Source organism: Bremerella alba (assembly GCF_013618625.1).
GTDB lineage: Bacteria > Planctomycetota > Planctomycetia > Pirellulales > Pirellulaceae > Bremerella > Bremerella alba.
In genome coordinates this window covers 213,677-231,340 of the sequence record NZ_JABRWO010000009.1, presented here as the reverse complement: position 1 = coordinate 231,340, position 17,664 = coordinate 213,677, and the positions used below count along the sequence as shown (strand labels likewise).

Annotated in this window: 7 protein-coding genes; 5 read left to right on the top strand and 2 right to left on the bottom strand. The window is 52.6% G+C overall.

Going from position 1 to position 17,664, the window contains the following annotated elements; genetic code table 11:
• Nucleotides 1-260: 260 nt before the first annotated feature.
• From HOV93_RS16580 to HOV93_RS16560, 5 genes are all read left to right on the top strand, one after another.
• On the top strand, nucleotides 261-1,484 hold the full coding sequence (locus tag HOV93_RS16580) for a hypothetical protein (protein ID WP_207397644.1): 1,224 nt from the start codon (nucleotides 261-263) through the stop codon (nucleotides 1,482-1,484).
• A gap of 249 nt (nucleotides 1,485-1,733) precedes the next feature.
• Complete coding sequence (locus HOV93_RS16575) at nucleotides 1,734-7,040, top strand: hypothetical protein (protein ID WP_207397643.1); 5,307 nt, start codon at nucleotides 1,734-1,736, stop codon at nucleotides 7,038-7,040.
• Between the two features lie 370 nt (nucleotides 7,041-7,410).
• Nucleotides 7,411-7,902: an Hcp family type VI secretion system effector gene (locus HOV93_RS16570; RefSeq protein ID WP_207397642.1), complete on the top strand. Its 492-nt coding sequence runs from the start codon at nucleotides 7,411-7,413 to the stop codon at nucleotides 7,900-7,902.
• 148 nt (nucleotides 7,903-8,050) lie between these two features.
• Entirely contained in the window at nucleotides 8,051-10,399 is a 2,349-nt protein-coding gene (locus HOV93_RS16565) for a type VI secretion system Vgr family protein (protein WP_207397641.1), read from the top strand.
• Between the two features lie 24 nt (nucleotides 10,400-10,423).
• A complete protein-coding gene (locus tag HOV93_RS16560; protein ID WP_207397640.1) occupies nucleotides 10,424-10,714 on the top strand; it encodes a PAAR domain-containing protein in 291 nt (96 codons plus the stop codon).
• A 68-nt stretch (nucleotides 10,715-10,782) separates the two neighbouring features.
• Here the strand turns inward: HOV93_RS16560 and HOV93_RS16555 are convergent, their stop codons facing one another.
• Both HOV93_RS16555 and HOV93_RS16550 read right to left on the bottom strand, forming a co-directional pair.
• On the bottom strand, nucleotides 10,783-12,024 hold the full coding sequence (locus tag HOV93_RS16555; protein WP_207397639.1) for an FHA domain-containing protein: 1,242 nt from the start codon (nucleotides 12,022-12,024) through the stop codon (nucleotides 10,783-10,785).
• Nucleotides 12,025-12,210: 186 nt separating this feature from the next.
• Nucleotides 12,211-17,631, bottom strand: a complete 5,421-nt coding sequence (locus tag HOV93_RS16550; RefSeq protein WP_207397638.1) for a protein kinase domain-containing protein — start codon at nucleotides 17,629-17,631, stop codon at nucleotides 12,211-12,213.
• Nucleotides 17,632-17,664: the final 33 nt, after the last annotated feature.

The following is a 17,664-nucleotide window of genomic DNA, read 5'->3' as shown; positions in this document are numbered from 1 at the left end:
GCCGGAAACTCAACCCAGTCCGCGCACCTCCCAACTCTGCTATTTACCTTGGAAGCCCTGGCAGACTTTGCGGATTTCGTTGAGTTCGCTATCCAGGAAGACCATGGCGCAAGCATCTTGAATAGTGTTTTTATGGAACATGGACTCCGATGGTAGTGCATGTGGGGGGAGATTTAAATACGCGCTGATCCCGTGGGTTTGAATTTACTCTCGCCACAAGCATTCATTGAACTTGCGCCATAAACAACAGGAAGTTAACCATGGTCAGGCCATCCCTGCCGTACGCCGTTCTTGCGTGCGTAGCCATGTTCGTCAACGGATGTGCAGTCAGCTCGGTTCCACCGACCGTCACGGTCTGGAATAAGCTTGGCATCCCGCAGGCATTCGATGCCGCGAACGCGAATCGAGTCAACCGACGCGGCAACAATCCTCAGCGCGAACGAACTCCTCCGCTGAAGCGCATTGCCGACCCGGCTAACATGGAATCACCCAATCCGGCGATCAAGGCTGCCGCCGAGATCAAGGCCGAAGAAGATCTAGCACCACAGAAGATCAAGGCGCTGAAGTATCTCGCCACCATCGGTTGCGGGTGCTATGACAAAGAAGGCAAAGTGGAAGCCGCTCTGCTGGCCGGTCTGAACGATTGCACCGAAGAGGTGCGTAAGACGGCTGCCGAGACCGTTCTGGCCTTGGTTGGTAACTGTAGCTGCCACGATGGTTGTGGCAACAACTGCTGCACCGAGAAAATCCAAGAGAAGCTACAGGACATGGCCTACGGCGAAACGGACGGATGCTGGCACGAACCTTCAGCCGAAATCCGAGCGATTGCCATGCAAGCCCTGTCTGCATGTCCGCCGATCAGCGTGGTGCCTGCCGCCGACGACAATCGTGAAACGGTTCCGACTCCGCCGGTTCCTGATCGCGAAACGGCTCCTGGTGTGGGCGAACCGCTGCCACCGATTCCACCACCGACACCCATGGAAGCTTCGATTTCCAAGCTGCAAAGCGCAGAATTCGTTGCTTTGCCGCCAGCACCAGTCCAAGCTCCGGAAGCTAACTTCTATGCCCCAATCAATATTGGATTCGCTGAAGAAGCTCCAGCTCAGGTCGTCAGGAAATCGGAAGTAAAGACCGTTTCCGCTCAGGCAGTTTCCACGACAGCACCCGTGTTTATCCACGATCAGGAAGTAGACACGTTCGTCATTCCGGAAGTGCCCGTTGCTACGAAACCCACGGTCGTGAGCACCAAGGTCGAGTTCGTCCTGGATCGTGCCAAGACCGCAGTGATGCACATGCCTAAAACGGCCGAAGTGAGTATCGGCGAGGTGTTGTCCATTCAGATTCATAGCCGACGCGGCGATCACACGATCGACGGCAAGGTGAAGGTCATGAAGATTGACGACAGCTTGGTGCATGTCAGTCCTGTCGATGGTCTGGCCCTGGGAGTACTGCGACCTGGCAGTACGATCTCGATCGCCCGCTAGTTCAATCTGTTCGCTGCAAGTATGAATGCTTCAAACGCCACGTCCTTGGCTAACCAAGACGTGGCGTTTTGTTTTCTTGTTCTCTGGTAACGTTTTGACTCTGTAATTTTCGGAGAATCTCGCTCACTTAGGAACTGTTTATCTGGTAACCTCAATGGAATGGCAGCAAGATTGCTCTACAATCACCGCCAGAGAACGACGCTACAGAGATTCGATGACTCCCGTGTAATAAGAAGCTAGGCGCGTATCATGGCCGATTGGCGTGAAGGTAAAGGTAAACCGAATACCAAAGGCAAACCGGCTAATACCCCTCAGCCTGCCTCGAAGGCCCCCAAAGATCCTTCTGACTGGCGTGGCCGAAAAAAAAATGAACCGGCAGCGGACGGTAATCGCTCAGAAAAAACCTATCTCCAAGACAACAAGCCGAAGGGGCCGAAGAATATCGGTATTCTTAACCTTCTGCTCTTCGCCTTGGTGCTGCTGGTTGGCTCGTTCATTGCTATCATCGGCTGCCAACCGACCAAGACCCCGATGATGCATTTGGCCTCTCTTGAGCACGATGACTCGTTGTGGGCTCCCAATGCGTATGCCCAAGAGGATCGCAGCAACTTCACACTCTCGATGGAGGACGCGGCAAGTAATATCGAACTGGTAGCTGGTCAAGGAATGGCCGCAGGAGCCGAGCAGAAAAAACCTTGGACCGACCTGAATGAAGCTGAATTCACCTCGGCCGTAACGAAGTACCTGGAAACGGCCAGTGTCCCCGGCGGACCCCGGCCTGGCGGATGGATCTTCTATTTTAGCTGTCACGGCATCACCAACTTCGATGGTGTTCCCTACCTTGTGGCGAAGAACAGCCAGGCCCTGTCTCCGGACAAGCCGGTGGCCGACGGCAAACTCGTTCCGCTCGAATCGATACTCCGAGCGATCGCCGAACATCCCCAGGTTAAGAAGTACCCTAAGTCGTACAAACTTTTGGTTTTCGATATGGGGCGAATGGAGTCTCAATGGTCGGCGAACCGTCTTTTCAACGACTTTCCATCCTCTACGCAACAATTGGCCAAGTCGCTTCCTCAAGACATCCAGCTTTCGAATTCCTTTCTACTGTTGTCCAGTAGCGACGGGCAGAAATCGTGGGCCAACCCTTACGAAGGTGGAACGAATTTCGGCCTTTGCTTCGGTCGCGGAATTATGGGCGAAGCGAACAAGATGGCCACATCGGTCGACGACGACAGTGTTTCGCTAGGGGAACTTGAAGCATATCTGCTGAAGAACGTCGACGACTGGGCCGTCCAGCACCGCAATTCTCGCCAGGTTCCGCTCTTGATTCCAATTGGGCAATCGCCAGACGATCCAGACAAGGTACTCTTGAGCCGCGTGGGTGACGCCAAATTCCAAATTAGCCCCAATAGTGCGGCCGGATCAAGTACTTCCGACCAACAGCGTTTAGCTCAAATATGGGATGCGTTGCAGCTTCTTGGAGAAAACGGCGCCCTCAAATTGGCGCCCTCCCGCTTTAGCTTGATTCAATACGACCTGACCCGGGCCGAGAGTCTCGCCGAGTCAGGCGTCGCCTATCAAGCCGAACTCACCCAAAGCCTGAAGGCCATCAACAAGTCGATCGACGCCTTGGCTATGACACTCGCCCAGTACGATACCAGTGCGAAAAGTGCCATCTTAAATTCTCAGTTGCCGTACTATCAGGGAAGCAGTCTACAACGCGACCTGGCCGATGCCGAGCCATTTCCGAATAGCAGCCTTGCCGCCTGGCGATCGTCTCACCCTGGACCGCTTACCAAGATCCCGTCTCTCGCTGAATTAAAGGCCAACTCCGACAAACTCGCGGAAGAGGCAAAAGACAAAGACCTTCCTACCGAGAAAAGAACGAAACCACTGGTCTGCAAAGACTACTATGCCGCGGCAGAATTTCTTCTTGAACATTTCACGAAGGAAAACCAGCGCGACATGACCCCTGCGAGTATCGATTTAATCCTCGATTATTTGCGTTCGGCCCCCAATTCGCCGGTCACCGCCGAAGACGAAGGCATGCATGTTATTGAGATCGAATTTCTCGCCATGCTCCGCGATTTCTTCCAAACCATGGAGACGAACTTCGGCATCGAAGCGAGTTCCTACGATGCCACCGGCTATCGAAATACCATGGTCGACGCGCTGCAGTGTCGACGCAGGATTGAAAAAATTGCCTTCGTAGAAGACCAGCGTGTATTCCCCTGGCTCGAGCAAGGGCTCGACAACGCCGATGAAGTACGTCGCGAAGCCGAAGACCGTTTGTTCGCTCTACAGCCCAAGCAGGCCAGCGAACTCTTCCAACCTCTCCTCGATGGATCAAAAGGATTGGAAGCACTTGAAAAGAAAAAGGCCCGTTTGAGCGAAGCCTACATCACTGTCGACAGCGTTCGGGCCTCCGCTCCGTTTTTATTATCCTGGCTAACCCATCACCCCTACCCTGATGCGGATCGCCAGCTGCGTTTAGGGCAGGTAACCACTGCCATCGAGAAAACCCATGAATTGGGCAGTGCACTCACTCCCCGCAAACTGGAAGGAGAGAGCCGCCCTGATTACACCAAGGTCGCTGTTCCGGACCAGCAGTTGGTCGATGACATTTCCCAGAACTACAGCGAAGTGGTCCGTTTTCTCAATCGTGAGTCGCAAGACATCATCGACGCCCAAGGAGGGAAAGACCGTTCCGATTCCGAAACGCTCCTGGAAATCTATAACTTACTGCGGGTTCGTTTCGTCGCGAAACTTACCCCTTCCATGACCACTTACGACCGCAATTCGCTTCGTGCTAAGAAACAGGCGATCCTGGGACAGTCGCTAGGCAACGTAAACGTCAAGCCTGACTCGATGAGCCCGCTGGTTCTCGGGCTGTCCTCGTATCAGAAAGGCCCCTGGCAATTAGCACTGAATCAGGCGGGAGGGACTTCCGATTATCGTATCGCCCCACTCAGTCCTGATCGTGCTTCGAATGCAGAGTTACTCCTGCAGGATTGCGGGCCGGTAGTCCTATTTGCGGAAAAGGTGGTCAAACAGGCACTTGAAAGCTCATTGGCTCCGACGCGCGAAATCGAGTCGTTTCCTAGTGCGGCAAGCGCAGCCGAGGCGACAGCATTTACTGGAATCGTCGTCCGAAATCGATCTCGCATTGATGGCAATGAAAAAACACCCTCTCAGATCGAATTTCGCGTTCAGCGTAAGGAACACCTGGCTTGGTCGGCGAATCGGGCGATGCAAGATTTCTGGGGCAATAACTCTCTGAACCCCTACTTCGATCGCCTCTCGCAAAGCTTTCTTGCCCCCTTCAGTCTCGAGTCGGCGAGTGCTCCTAGCGAATTGGCAGGCAAGGTCATCAATCGTTTGAGCACGCTTCGCAAAGACTATATCCGCTGGGTCGAAGTGGGCAATCCGCCTGAGTCGATCAACGATTCGTCTGACGATATCAAGCATAAAATGACGATCCACTTTCCCCAGTCTATCCCGGCAGGTATCTCCGCGATCGACTTGCTGGTAGACGAAGGGAAAGCGATTCCGGTCGGAGACTCGTCTGCCCAGGTCGCGCTAAGTCATCCCTTTGCAACGCAACCGGCGGGGCTCTATCAAGCACAGCGTCCCTTCGAGCAGATCATTAAGACCAAAGAGGTCTTACAAACCACTTCCCGCACCGAGCGGATTCGTTACCGAGGCAATGCCCGACGTTTTCCACTTCAGATCTCCGGTACCCAAAGACCGGACAGCATAACGCAAGTGGTCGACATCAACCCCTTTCCGTTTCGTCAGCCCACCGTATCAGTAACCGGCGAACTTTCTGGTACGGCTGATGTCATCTTTATCTTGGATTGTTCGGCAACCATGGCGAAGATCGTTCCCGGAAATCCACCAGCCTCGCGCATGAGCGTCGCCAAGGGAGTGCTAAAGGATATCCTGGGAACGATGGCAAGTCCCAAGGGACAGTTCCGTGTGCTTACCTACGCCTTTGGAAGCCGAGTTGGGTGGGATGCGAACAACCGGGCAATCCAGCGTCCTGGCGTCGATGTACCGGCAGGGATCGTTCCGGCTAATGACGTGATGGCCCTGGAAAGCAAAAACTTGACACCGCTGCTTAATCGTGCTCCACAACGCAATGAACCCGGAGTAGATGTTGCCCGCATTCAGGACGAGATTGAAGGGCTCGAGGCATTTGGCGAGACGCCCCTTTACTATTCGATCTTCCAGGCCTTGCAAAAGGTCGATCCTAGTAAGCCGACCCAGATAATTGTGATTACCGATGGTGCCAACGATCAGGCAGACGATCCTCAAGGGCGTCCGTTCCGCACCAGTGCGATTAACCTGATTGATGAACTAGATAAACCAAAGTATCGAAACACGCAGCTTCAAGTCGTGGGATTCGCCTTAGGGCAGCAGGCTCGCAATCTAGAGACCGATCCTAATTCCCGCCCTCCTGCCAACACGCTTTCCGAAATTGCCTGGCTAGCGAAGAACCGGGGACGGGGTGGCTTCCTACCTGCCGACCAACAGATTCAGTTGAAGCAGCGTATCGAAGAGTTGGTTAAGACGAAAATCTACTATTCCGTTCAGCGGACTGACGACCCCAAAGATCCTGTTCCCTACGATTTCGGAGCAATTTGGTACGCCAAAGACCGCTTTGATGATCGTCGCCATGACTATACCGTCCGCGAACTTCATACGGACGATACGGCGAAGATTCAGCTTCGTGGAGGCGAAAAGGTTCGCCTGGCCTATGATGGCAAGCTCAAGCAACTCGTTTTCATCGAAGATTCTGCTGAGCAAACCGCCCAAGCAAATATTTCCGTCAACGATGCCCTGAAGTACGATGGCGAGTACTTGGCTCGGATTCTCAATTTCCAAGCCCCCGATCCCGACACGGGCACACTAGAAATCCCGACCCGACTCGAAAATACCAACAACACGCATTTCACCGTCCGCCCCTTCCACATCTGGGCGGAAATTGTACCGAGCGTCACCAACGCATTCGGCAGCAACGAAGTCTTCGAGACTCGATACTTTAGTGATCTACTGCTACGCAATGAAACGCAGTTTCCTGAATTTTTGATCCGTTTGAATCAATGGCAGCCTGCTGCCAAATGGGCGCGTTTAAAGGTCTACACTCAGCTTGAGAAGCCGATTAAGCCACAAAGAACGATCTCGCTGCGAGACCTGTTAATTAACAACGTGACCAATACGGATGCCGACTTCGAGTCTGGTAAATTCAAAGTGGAGTCTTCCACCAGCCTGGATCAATACAAATACCACATTGTGGTGCGGGTTGATCCCGGCACGCAGGGAATCCAGCCTCATCACGTGGGAATTACGCCGTCTCCGCCGCGAATTCAGCGAACGTATACCATCGCCGGGGATGGCAGCAAAGAAATTCTGAATATCACCCATCGCTTCATGTATGAAAGCAAGACGGACGTCGAAGCAGCAGCCAATCCACGAATCGATATTTGGACGCGTGAACAATTGACCACAGGGGCCCCCTCTTTCACGGTCGACGTCCAGATCCCCAAATGGTGAGATTCTGGCACGATTGCATGACCTATCTTGAGTCCTCTCGAGTTGGATACCTTAACAAGCGTGTTCCGATCTCGCTCGGCATGCTCGTCAAAAGCGGCCATTGCTCGCCGCTTCCCATAAACCATAATCTCTTTAAGAGCAACACCTTAGAGGCACTTCCGACTTTCCTTTGCCCAGTGAGAAATGTTTTCCCAGATTCTTTTTGGAAACCACGCAACGATTTCCGCGACGCGCCGTAAACCTAGGTACATTCAGGGGAAGCGAGGCCAACCTGAGTTTTAAACACAGGGGTTTCGCATTGGACAAATGAGCCAAAGCCGATTCCATCGTTCCATCTAACACATTTCACGATTTGAGGGAGAATTAAGTAATGGCTGGTTACATCTTTTTCGATGCCATTCCTGGGGAAAGCACCGATACGGAACACAAGAACTGGATCAACCTGCTGTCGGTGAGCGAGGGAGTTTCTCGCATGGTGCAGCGTGGCAAGTCGGGTTCGTCGCGTAACGTTCAAAGTGCCGTCTTCGACGACCTGGTTTGCGTCAAAGAATTGGACAAATCGACCCCAAAGATCATCGAGTCGGTCGCTTCCGGTAAGGTTCACCCGGTCGTCAAGCTTGACCTGTGCCAATCGCTGGGCGACAAAGGCAAGCGTCTTCCTTACTTCCAGTTCGAGCTTAAAAACGTCATCGTTACCAGCTACAGCTTCAGTGCTTCGGTTGACGACGGCGGATCGGTCCCAACGGAATCGTTCGGCCTGAACTTTGAAGAAGGTAAGTGGACCTACAATCAGTACGGCAAGGACGGAGCGAACCAAGGTAAAGTCGAAACCACCTGGAAGGTGGAAGAAGGCAGCACCTAGTCCGATTGCGGAAAAGCGACGCAGGGGAATCGCAATTCGCGTTCCCCTGCGTTTTTGCATTCGCACTGGGCAAGAACGTCGAATCAACGCTACATTTTCAGATCGTTGGTTATTCTTCAGCTAAACCACCTCGGGCGTTCCACCGACCATGAATCAAGCAAAAGAGCACCGCGCATTTGCCCTCGAAGACAGCCTGGGGGAAGATTTCTTTCTCTTGTCGTACTCAGGGAACGAGGGGATCTCGAGACTCTTTAACTATCAACTGTCGTTAGTATCTCGCCGAGAGAATCTGCAACATAAGCCAGAAGAAATCATCAACAAGGAAGTCAAGCTTCGCTTCTTTTACGGCGACGGCGAAAAACGCTACATCAAGGGTTTCATCAATCGTTTCTCATCTGACTATCAGCCTGGCACCATGGTTGAATTCCGTGCGGAAATGGTTCCCTGGTTATGGTTTCTGACGCAAACGTCGGATTGTCGTATCTTTGAAGACAAAACCATTCCGGAAATTATTTCCGACGTCTTCAATAGCGATCCCATCAGCAGCATTGCGAAGTTCAGCACCAATTTGCAAAAAGACTACCCGAAGCTTGAGTACTGCGTGCAATATCGCGAGACCGACTTCAACTTCGTCAGCCGCTTGATGGAAGAAGCAGGCATATTCTACTTCTTCGACAACTCGGGAGACGGCTCGAACAGCGACAAACTAATCCTCGCCGACAACGTCCAGGCCTACTTCGATACGGCCGAAAAGGACACCGTACATCGTTCGACATCCGCCGGGACCCACGGCTACGAGTCGGAAATTCTCGACTGGGAACATCGCTACGAATTCGTTTCCGGTAAGTGGACCCATTCCGATCATACCTTCAAGGAACCGTACGAGAACTTCGAGAAGAACTCAGAAACTAAGATTAGCAATCAACTCAGCTCGGACTTTAAGAAGTACGAACTGTACGATCACCCAGGAGACTTTGTCGACTCGAAGTCCTCGGGGCAGGCCAGTTCGCAGTCAACTGAGCTCACTAAGACTCGCATGGGCGAGGAAGAAATTCCATTCGATCGCGTTGTGGCGACCAGCGACTGTACGACCTTCGCTCCCGGCGGAAAATTCACATTTAATTCCAAACGGGTACAAGCAGACGACGGCAAAACGTTCGCCATCATATCGATTCAACACTCTGGATCGAATGCGAGCTACACCACCGGTTCAGAGTCGGGTACCGAGTACAGCAATACATTTACCTGTGTTTCGGAAGACGCGTTATTCAATCCGCCACGTACAACACCCAAGCCGTCAGTAGCCGGCATTCAGACGGCAACCGTGGTGGGGCCGGATGGCGAAGAAATTCACACCGACGAGTATGCACGAATCAAGTGCTTATTCCACTGGGCACGGCCGAAGAACAAGGACCGCAAAAAACCCGACACAGAGATCTCTTGCTGGGTGCGTGTAGCCCAAGCTTCCGCTGGAAAGAAATGGGGATTTCTTTCCATTCCGAGGATTGGCCAGGAAGTGGTCGTCGACTTTTTAGACGGTAACCCAGACCGACCGCTCGTGGTTGGATCCGTCTATAACGAAATCCAAAAGACGGCTTACAACCTGCCCGACGATAAGGCGAAAACGTACTTCAAGACTAACAGTACGCCAGGCGGTGAGGGTTTTAACGAGCTGTTCTTTGACGACAAGGCCGAGAAAGAACGCATCTTCCTTCACGCCCAGAAGGACTTAGATTTCCGTGTTCTCAATGACTCGCGCAATCGCACCTTCGGCAACCGTTCGCAAATCATTGGTTGGGAAAACGAGGACGGCAAGGACAACCAAAAAGGCGGTTCCCAGCGGGAAATGGTTTATCAAGACAAAGAGATCAATGTTAAACGCCATCAAATCGAGCATATCGAAGGCAATCATCACCTGATGGTTGGCAACGGCGAGGAGCCCTCTGGAGGTAACTTGGCGATCGTCATCGAGAAGAACGTCGGGATTCTTATCGGGCAAGATGGCTTGGGACTGACCAACGAAGGTGATTCCAAAACCTGGATCAAAGGTTCGCAGGATATTTCCGTTGATAGCGACTGGCGGCAAAGTTCCAGTTCGCTTCACATCGGTGTCGATACCGACTACAACTCGAAGGCCGGATCGAACATCAGCACCGAGGCCGGAATGGACCTCCAATCCAAAGCTGGCATGAACATGAATTATGGCGCCGGCATGGACTTGAATATCAAGGCCGGAATGAATGTGAACATCGAGGCCGGTATTAGCCTGTCTTTGAAGGTTGGTGGCAACTTCATTAACATCAATCCGGGCGGCGTCTTCATCCAAGGGACCCTGGTCAACATTAATAGTGGTGGCTCAGCATCCCCTGCGGCCGATGCCAAGCCCAAGGCACCGGATCAACCTATCAAACCAGAACAGAACGTACCGGAAGCCGAGCCAACCAAGCCAGATATCGCTCACACGGAAGAAACAGGTTTCAAGTCCGCACCCGAATAATGTTTTTAGCCGAAGAGGTCACCCATGCCGCCAGCTGCTCGAATTAGTGACATGCACACTTGTCCGATGGTCAATCCGGGCCCGGTCCCGCACGTTGGTGGACCTGTGTGCATGGGATCTCCCAACGTACTGATTGGTTTCATGCCCGCGGCTCGCGTTGGGGATATGGCTGTCTGCGTAGGTCCGCCGGACGTTATTGCGAAAGGCTCTGCGACCGTCATGATTGGCTTTATGCCGGCGGCACGCCTTGGCGATAACACGGCTCATGGCGGGGTCATTACCATTGGTTTCCCACAGGTGATGATCGGCGGGTAGCAGAGCCCCTCTCTAGATCGCGATCTCTGCCTGGGAACTTCATACCGAAGAGTAACCGGGACGGGATCCTATCCGACAAGTTCCGGCGGGCATGGCAATCCAAGCGTTCGCCATGTACGGATCTCGGAATCATTCTTAAAGATCACCCACCGAGCACCTCGTTCAATCTCCAGCAAGACAGCCGAGACCCCTTCGAGGAAACCATAGTTGGTGTACTGACCATCCGAATAAAGATGGTTCAATAGCTGGGCCGGGCTCGCCAATTCATTGGTCAGGCGATAGGCCAAGCTCATGAACTCCAGCTTATTCAGGCGACTGGCCATGCAAATCATAGCGTCTTGTCCCCACGTATGACGCAATATCCCGTGAAATGCCACGGCGTCTCGCTTGGGAATCAAGAGTTGAGTACTCGAAATTTGAACAGCCCCTGCTGCGATAGCTTCATTATAAAATCCAGGCTGTTGCTGGGGCTGCAAACGACCGAAATTGACCACCGCGTAAAGAAACCGATTCTGACCGATAAAGTCCGCGACGTCGGTCGGTGGTTTCACTTCGTTGCGAGGGCAGAAGTAAGTCATGCCTGAAGGGGCCATCCGCGTTTCGTAACGCATCTGCAACCCTCTCGACAACTCAGCAGCCGTCAACGATCGCTGGGGCAACGGCTGGTTGCCGGAGACGCTTCCGCTCGACGGCGAAGGGATCGACTGCTTCGCGTCGTCGTTGTCACCTGTTTCGGGAATCTGTACCGAGCGACGGCCAGGGTAGTCACTACCAAGACCAGCATTACGCCGAACGTCTTTAAACGATTGACTGCTTAACCGTGGATAGTTTTGAATCGTCCGTGAATCGTGAGACTGACTGGCAGCATTGAAAAAAGGATTGTTCTCCGGCGAAATCGACTCAGTGCGGTCATAATCAAACTGAGCGGAATTAGTACCGGAAGGTGACGATGCTGGCAATGCTCCGGGAGATACCGGAGGAACGTTACCGACATTTGCGCCCGGCAAATCGTTCACGGCCACAAACTGGAACTGGGTCTTGCCTGCGACGATGACATCGCCATCGTGCAATTCCAGAGCGGTACCAACTTTGGCCCCGTTAACAAATGTCCCATTGCGGCTCTGCAGATCCTTCAAGACGACCGCATCTGACTCGCGGACAATCGAAAAATGAAGGCCCGACAAATGCGGATCATCAGGGACAGTCAAGTCGGAGCGCGTAGTACGACCAATACGGATCGTTTGACCCGCATCGAGCCAAACTCGACGACTACCGGAATTCACAGAATAGATTTGAAGCGCGAAACGCAAGGAAGAACTCTCCATTAGCGAATGAGACTGTTTGCCAGTATATGCTCGTTTATCGCTATTCTAATTATCCAACAAGAGAGATTTCTCTTGCCAAAGTTTTACTAGTTTTCCGCCGGGTTTTCGGAAAATTGCATGAAAATGGCAACGTTTCTTAATTATCCATCACACCGCGTCGATGAATCGACGCTATCGCTGCGTGGCTGGCACCTCTGCCGAGGCCACCTCCCCCTCCCCTGGGACTACATTCCCTGCCAAGTTGTCAGGCAAATTGGTTGTGAACCAGAGGATGGCGCTACGATCTAACGACGAGGTCAACAGCAATTCACTGTTAGGTGAGAAGACAATTGACGAAATTTCTTTGCGATGTCCCTTCAACGGCACAAATTGCTGAACGTGCAATTCGCCTTGCGTGCCTTCTTCGCCAGCGTTTTCAGCATTCATGATCGGGCGATCCACAAACCAAACCGTCAGCGAACCATCAAAGCTTCCGGTAACCAACCGCTCGCCGTTGGCGGAGAAAGCGGCGCTGGTGACATCTGTCGAATGTCCCTCCAGAAGACGCGGCTCCTGCGTTGACAAATCTGCCAGGGGAACATCTGCCCATAGGCGAATACCTGTGTCACTACTGGTCGCCGCGAAGCGGGCACCATGCTTCGAAGCAGTCAGACTTCGATAACGTCCTGGATGCTCAGCAAAAGCTTCCCCGATCGGCTGCCAAATACCACTGTCGACTAAATTCAAAGAGCCAACCAACCGTTCTCCGGAATCTGCATCTGGCTTCATCTGACTGCTGGCGATCATCAGCGCCGGGTTCTGCTGTGCAGGCGCCCAAGCCAAAGCATCAATGTCCGCATCCTTGTAAGGTAACGTTTGCACAGCGGTCTTTTTGGCCAAATCAAACACAACCACCTCGCCCGCACTTCCGCCTACGGCTAACAGATTATCAATTTTCGCTGCCGCTTGAAGCGTTTGATACTGGGCGTCGTATTGATCGATGACTTTTCCGGTTTTGGCATCCCATACGCGGACCAGACCATCAATATGGACCGTCACGACCTGCTGGTCATTGTTGTAGAACTCGCAGAAGATCACGGCCCGCGATGGTGCCAACCGGGCAAGATTCTTATCCGTGGACGTATTCCATATCTCGATATCGCGATTGATAAACGCCACCAGAATTTCGTCCGGCGAACCAGGAATTACTTCGACTTGCGCGACTTTCCGCGATGCCGTCCCGGTCGCATCGATTCCTTTTGCTAGATGCGAGAAGACCTCGCTCTCAGGCTTGGAAACCTCCCAGCGTGCGATGTCACGCTCGCCGGGACGGTGCTGCTGAATGAAATAGACCACCTTGTTGTCGTCAGAAATTGCCGGATACGCTGCAGCTCCATCGCACTTGACGGATTTGACGGGTTGCTGGGGACTATCCAATGCATAGTAACTGACTTGCGACTCTGGGCTTTTCAAGCGGCCTGTCGGCGACGCAGAGTAATTGGTGTAGGCAATTGCAACATGGGACTCGTCAGGAGACAAGCCAAAGTGCAAGTATCGCATATCGCCTTCCATGCCTGGGAAGTTATGAATGACTTTACGAGTCTTGAAATTGACCATCGAAACGTGTCCGGTATTTAGTCCCGGACGGTAGCCCAGCAAAATGGTATCATCCGATCGAAACTTCATTTGTAAAACCGGGTCTGTATCCGAAGTCCAAATTTCTGTCGCCAGTTTTGTATCGCTGGACGATGGCATGGGAAATATACGAATCCCATTGGGACTTCGCATTGCTAAGTAATTTCCGCTTGGCGATACCACCATGTCGAGGATCTGCTTCGCTTCCACCAAGCTATGGACATTAAAGATTGATTCGCCCTGGGCATTGGCCGCACGAATCATGGTCTTCTCATTCCCTTGTCCATCCTTAACCATATCGAGGTAAATAAATCGGTCCGTCTTGGGAACGACAGCAAGCTGATGAGAATTAGCCAGCGTCTTTTGATTCCAAACGATTTGTTGCGATTTGAGATCCCAAACGGCGACACCAACATCAGGATCCGCTGTAACGACATGCTTACCCTCACCCAGTGGCAGCGAGACCGACGCCAGAGCCACGTTCTGATGGGTCCAATCGCCAACAACAAGTTCCTGGAGTGGCTTTTCGCTGCTGGAATTGCTATTCCAAATCCGAGCACGACCTCCTCGATCGCCGGTTACAAATTGATTTCCATTTTCTGAAAACCCAGCCCAGAGGAGACTGTCGTCGAGATCTAACTCTAAACGATCCTGGTAAGTTTCGTAGTTCCAGAATCGTGAGGTGTTATCTTCGGAAACCGAAACGATGGTCGGCTGACTGAGGTGCAGAGCACAGCCCAACACTGGGCCTTGGTGCCCCCTCAGAGTCTTGTACTCGGACAACTCATTGGAAGTGGGATCGAAACGCAACAATTTCAACGAGCCATCAGCCAATGCCACCGAGACGAGGCTTTTTTGCGGGTCGAACGATAACTGGTTGGCCTGCGAAGGCAGCGAAAAAGCGACCTCGTTTAGCTTACTTGGTCCACCCCACAGCTTGAGACTACCGTCGGCTAAGGCAATCACAACCAAATCGTTCGTCAGATAGGTGCAATGCGTTCCGCGATCGTCGAGTTGCAACTTCCCAAATTCCTTGTGGGCTTTGCCCGTGGACAACCGCATAATACGATTTGCACCTTGAAACTCTTCCGTGTGGACATACTCCTGACCATTGGGCGAAATCGCCAAATCGAAAACGCTGTCAACCGAAACCACTGCTTCGCCCTTGAGGTCTTTCGCATTGATCCGGTAGCAACGCCCACTCACGGCAACAAAGGCTGTTCCGCTATTATCAGGCATAAACTCAATAGCACTAACCAGGGGATACGGCGAAACCGTGTTGAGCTTATTCAGCGTAACCACGGTGGGTTTATTCTGAAGATCCCAAACCTGGAGGTACTTCTGAGAATGATCTGTACCAATCCATAGCTGCTTCCCGTCGTTAGAGAACTGAAGTGCCGTAATTCGGCTATCTGCCATATCCACGTGCTTAGGCATGATGCCGGGCGCGACGGCGTTTAGCGTGGGATAGACGTCAACTCCTCCGTCATCGGTTCCAATCGCTGTCCACTGACCATCTGGAGAAATGGCAACCGAGGTAGCTGCTACCTTGAATGTAATACGAGGAACGTCCGGGTGGCAAAGATAGGCCAGATGTTTCCATTCCCACCCACGATACTCGACAGGAACGCCTGATAACAAATTCAAGGCCGCCGAGATATCATTGGATTCGACTTTGGATTGCGCCAGCCCTACCGACGCAAACATGCCGGCAAACTTCGCGCGATTACGTTCTTGCTCTACCGTTACCAGGGCCGTTTGTAGATCGTCGCGTTGTTTTTCCAGTTTGGTGTTTTGCCCCTTAATGGTTTCGGCGTTCATCTCCAAGACGGTATAGGTTGCTTGAATTTCTGTAAGCGCCACATCGAGTTTTTTGTTGGACGTTTGCAGTGCGACTTTCTCAGTTTCCAGGTCTTTCGCCAGATTCTCTGCTATTTCTCGTGCATTCTGTGCGTCATCGCGCTGCTTGGTGGCTTCCTGTTCGGCGGTGATCGCAATCTGCGCAGCTTCTTCGGCCTTTTGATAAAGTCCATTGATGATAAACAAGCCTATCCCGGCACCGATCAACGCAAACATCAGCGAACCCACGGCCACATAGCGAGCAAACTTCGCATTGCGAGCCGTCCGCTCTGAGTCCGCTTTTGCGGTCATCAGATCTTGGTAAATGGGGGCTTCGTCCGGATCCGTTGGGCCAACTAGCTGCAGCCCCAGGTCGTAGTCTGCCTTCTTGAGCGCACACTTGGCATATTCCTGACGCGTTTCATGAATACCGCGATCTGCAGAGTCGTTTTCGCTCCACAGCTTGAGTGCATCTTCGAACCCGAACATGGCTCTCGAAAAGAGCTCGTAATTCTCCGTTTCTTTCGCCGTATCGAGTTCCTTCTGGGCCGTATTGGTAAGCTCGATACTTTGAGCCGTCGCTTGATACTTGCGAACCTCTTCCTGCAGCAGCGCAACCGAGTTGAATCGCAACTTCGGCGAGGTTGCCATGGCCTTCAAGGCGATATTCTTCAGTCGGCTCGTTGAATCCGAGCGGACGATCACGTTCTGCGCCGCGGCGACCAGACACTCAGTAATTGTTGATGCTGCATGTGGTGGAAAACCGGTGACGATTTCATAGAGCATCGCCCCCAGCAGATAGATATCGCTGCACTTGCCAATTCGATCCAAGGGGCCCTTGGCCATTTCCGGCGACATATATGCCGGTGTGCCCCCCATGGTGAATTCTTCTTTACGATTTAAATCAACGGCTAAACCCCAGTCCATGACAAGCACTTCACCGTACTCGCCGAGCATGACGTTTTCAGGCTTCAGGTCACGGTGAATGACGTTCCTGGAATGGGCAAACGCTACGGCGTCAGCCACCTTCAAAAAGATATCCAGGTTCTCTGCTTCTGTTTTATTCCGGACGACCTTATGCCACTCTGTTCCGGTCACACATTTCATCGAATAGAAAAGCGTGCCGTCTTCGGTTTGGCCAAGTTCATGAATCGGAACAATGTTCGGATGGTCGAGCACCCCGGTAATGACGGCTTCACTAAGGAACTTGGCTCGATCGTCTTCACGCTGTCCGATATCGCGTTTCAACGTTTTGACGGCTACGCGACGGCGAAGCGACTTTTGCTTGGCCGCGTAGACAACCCCCATGCCCCCTTTGCCAATCTGATTGATAATCGCGTAATCGGAACCTTCTTCCTGATCGGAAAGAACCCGGCGGCGCAAGTCGACCCCAAGCTCTTTCGCCTTGCTAACGGTTGCCGTACGCATCGTCTGCAGAGGCGAGCCATCGCCAGAACCCCAATAACGCTTGACATCGCTAGGCGACAGCGGCTTCGAGCCAAAGGTGACGTGCAAATCTTCCTGGTCACCAGGACTTTCGCCAATATCGATCGTTTGTTGATTGTCGGCGTTTAGCTGAAACGCCATCGTCTGGGCGTTTCGATCCCCTTCTTGAGACGAATCGAGATCGATCGTCTGCATCGAATCGACACTTCCGCCAGGAGGAAGATCAATCGTTTGATTGACGTTGCTATCGGAAGTGTCGTTGTGATCGAGATGGATCGTCTGATTGGGGTCTTCGGCTCGCGAAGCGATATCCGGCACGATCGTAGACGATGTGTCTTCGCCGCTCAGCTGGATTGTTTGGCCGCTATCTGCTTCGTCCTTACCCATGAACTCTAGGCCAACGTCAGCTCCCTCTGGTAAATCGATCGTCTGATTGATGCCAGTCTCAGGCTGAGCTTGGTCCATTTCCAGTTCAATTGTTTGGCTACCAGGCGGTTCGGGAGCAGGTTGACTTTCGTCTTCCAAATCATCGCCGATGCTTTCGCTATCGATATTGAGTGTGGCCGAGTTTTCGGAAGCATCTTTCTCGGCGGATGCCTCTCCCCATTTCGCATCGCAATAAGGGCAAAACCCAGCCGATTGCTGAAAGTCTGGCAGATCGGCCTGGCAACTTGGGCACTTGAAAGTCGACATGAAGCTAAATCCCTCAATACCTTACGCGCACCT

What these genes read in the sequence shown, in the direction of transcription:
- HOV93_RS16580 (WP_207397644.1), top strand. Translation starts at nt 261, where the DNA reads ATGGTCAGGCCATCCCTGCCGTACGCCGTTCTTGCGTGCGTAGCCATG.
- HOV93_RS16575 (WP_207397643.1), top strand. Translation starts at nt 1,734, where the DNA reads ATGGCCGATTGGCGTGAAGGTAAAGGTAAACCGAATACCAAAGGCAAA.
- HOV93_RS16570 (WP_207397642.1), top strand. Translation starts at nt 7,411, where the DNA reads ATGGCTGGTTACATCTTTTTCGATGCCATTCCTGGGGAAAGCACCGAT.
- HOV93_RS16565 (WP_207397641.1), top strand. Translation starts at nt 8,051, where the DNA reads ATGAATCAAGCAAAAGAGCACCGCGCATTTGCCCTCGAAGACAGCCTG.
- HOV93_RS16560 (WP_207397640.1), top strand. Translation starts at nt 10,424, where the DNA reads ATGCCGCCAGCTGCTCGAATTAGTGACATGCACACTTGTCCGATGGTC.
- HOV93_RS16550 (WP_207397638.1), bottom strand. Translation starts at nt 17,631, where the DNA reads ATGTCGACTTTCAAGTGCCCAAGTTGCCAGGCCGATCTGCCAGACTTT.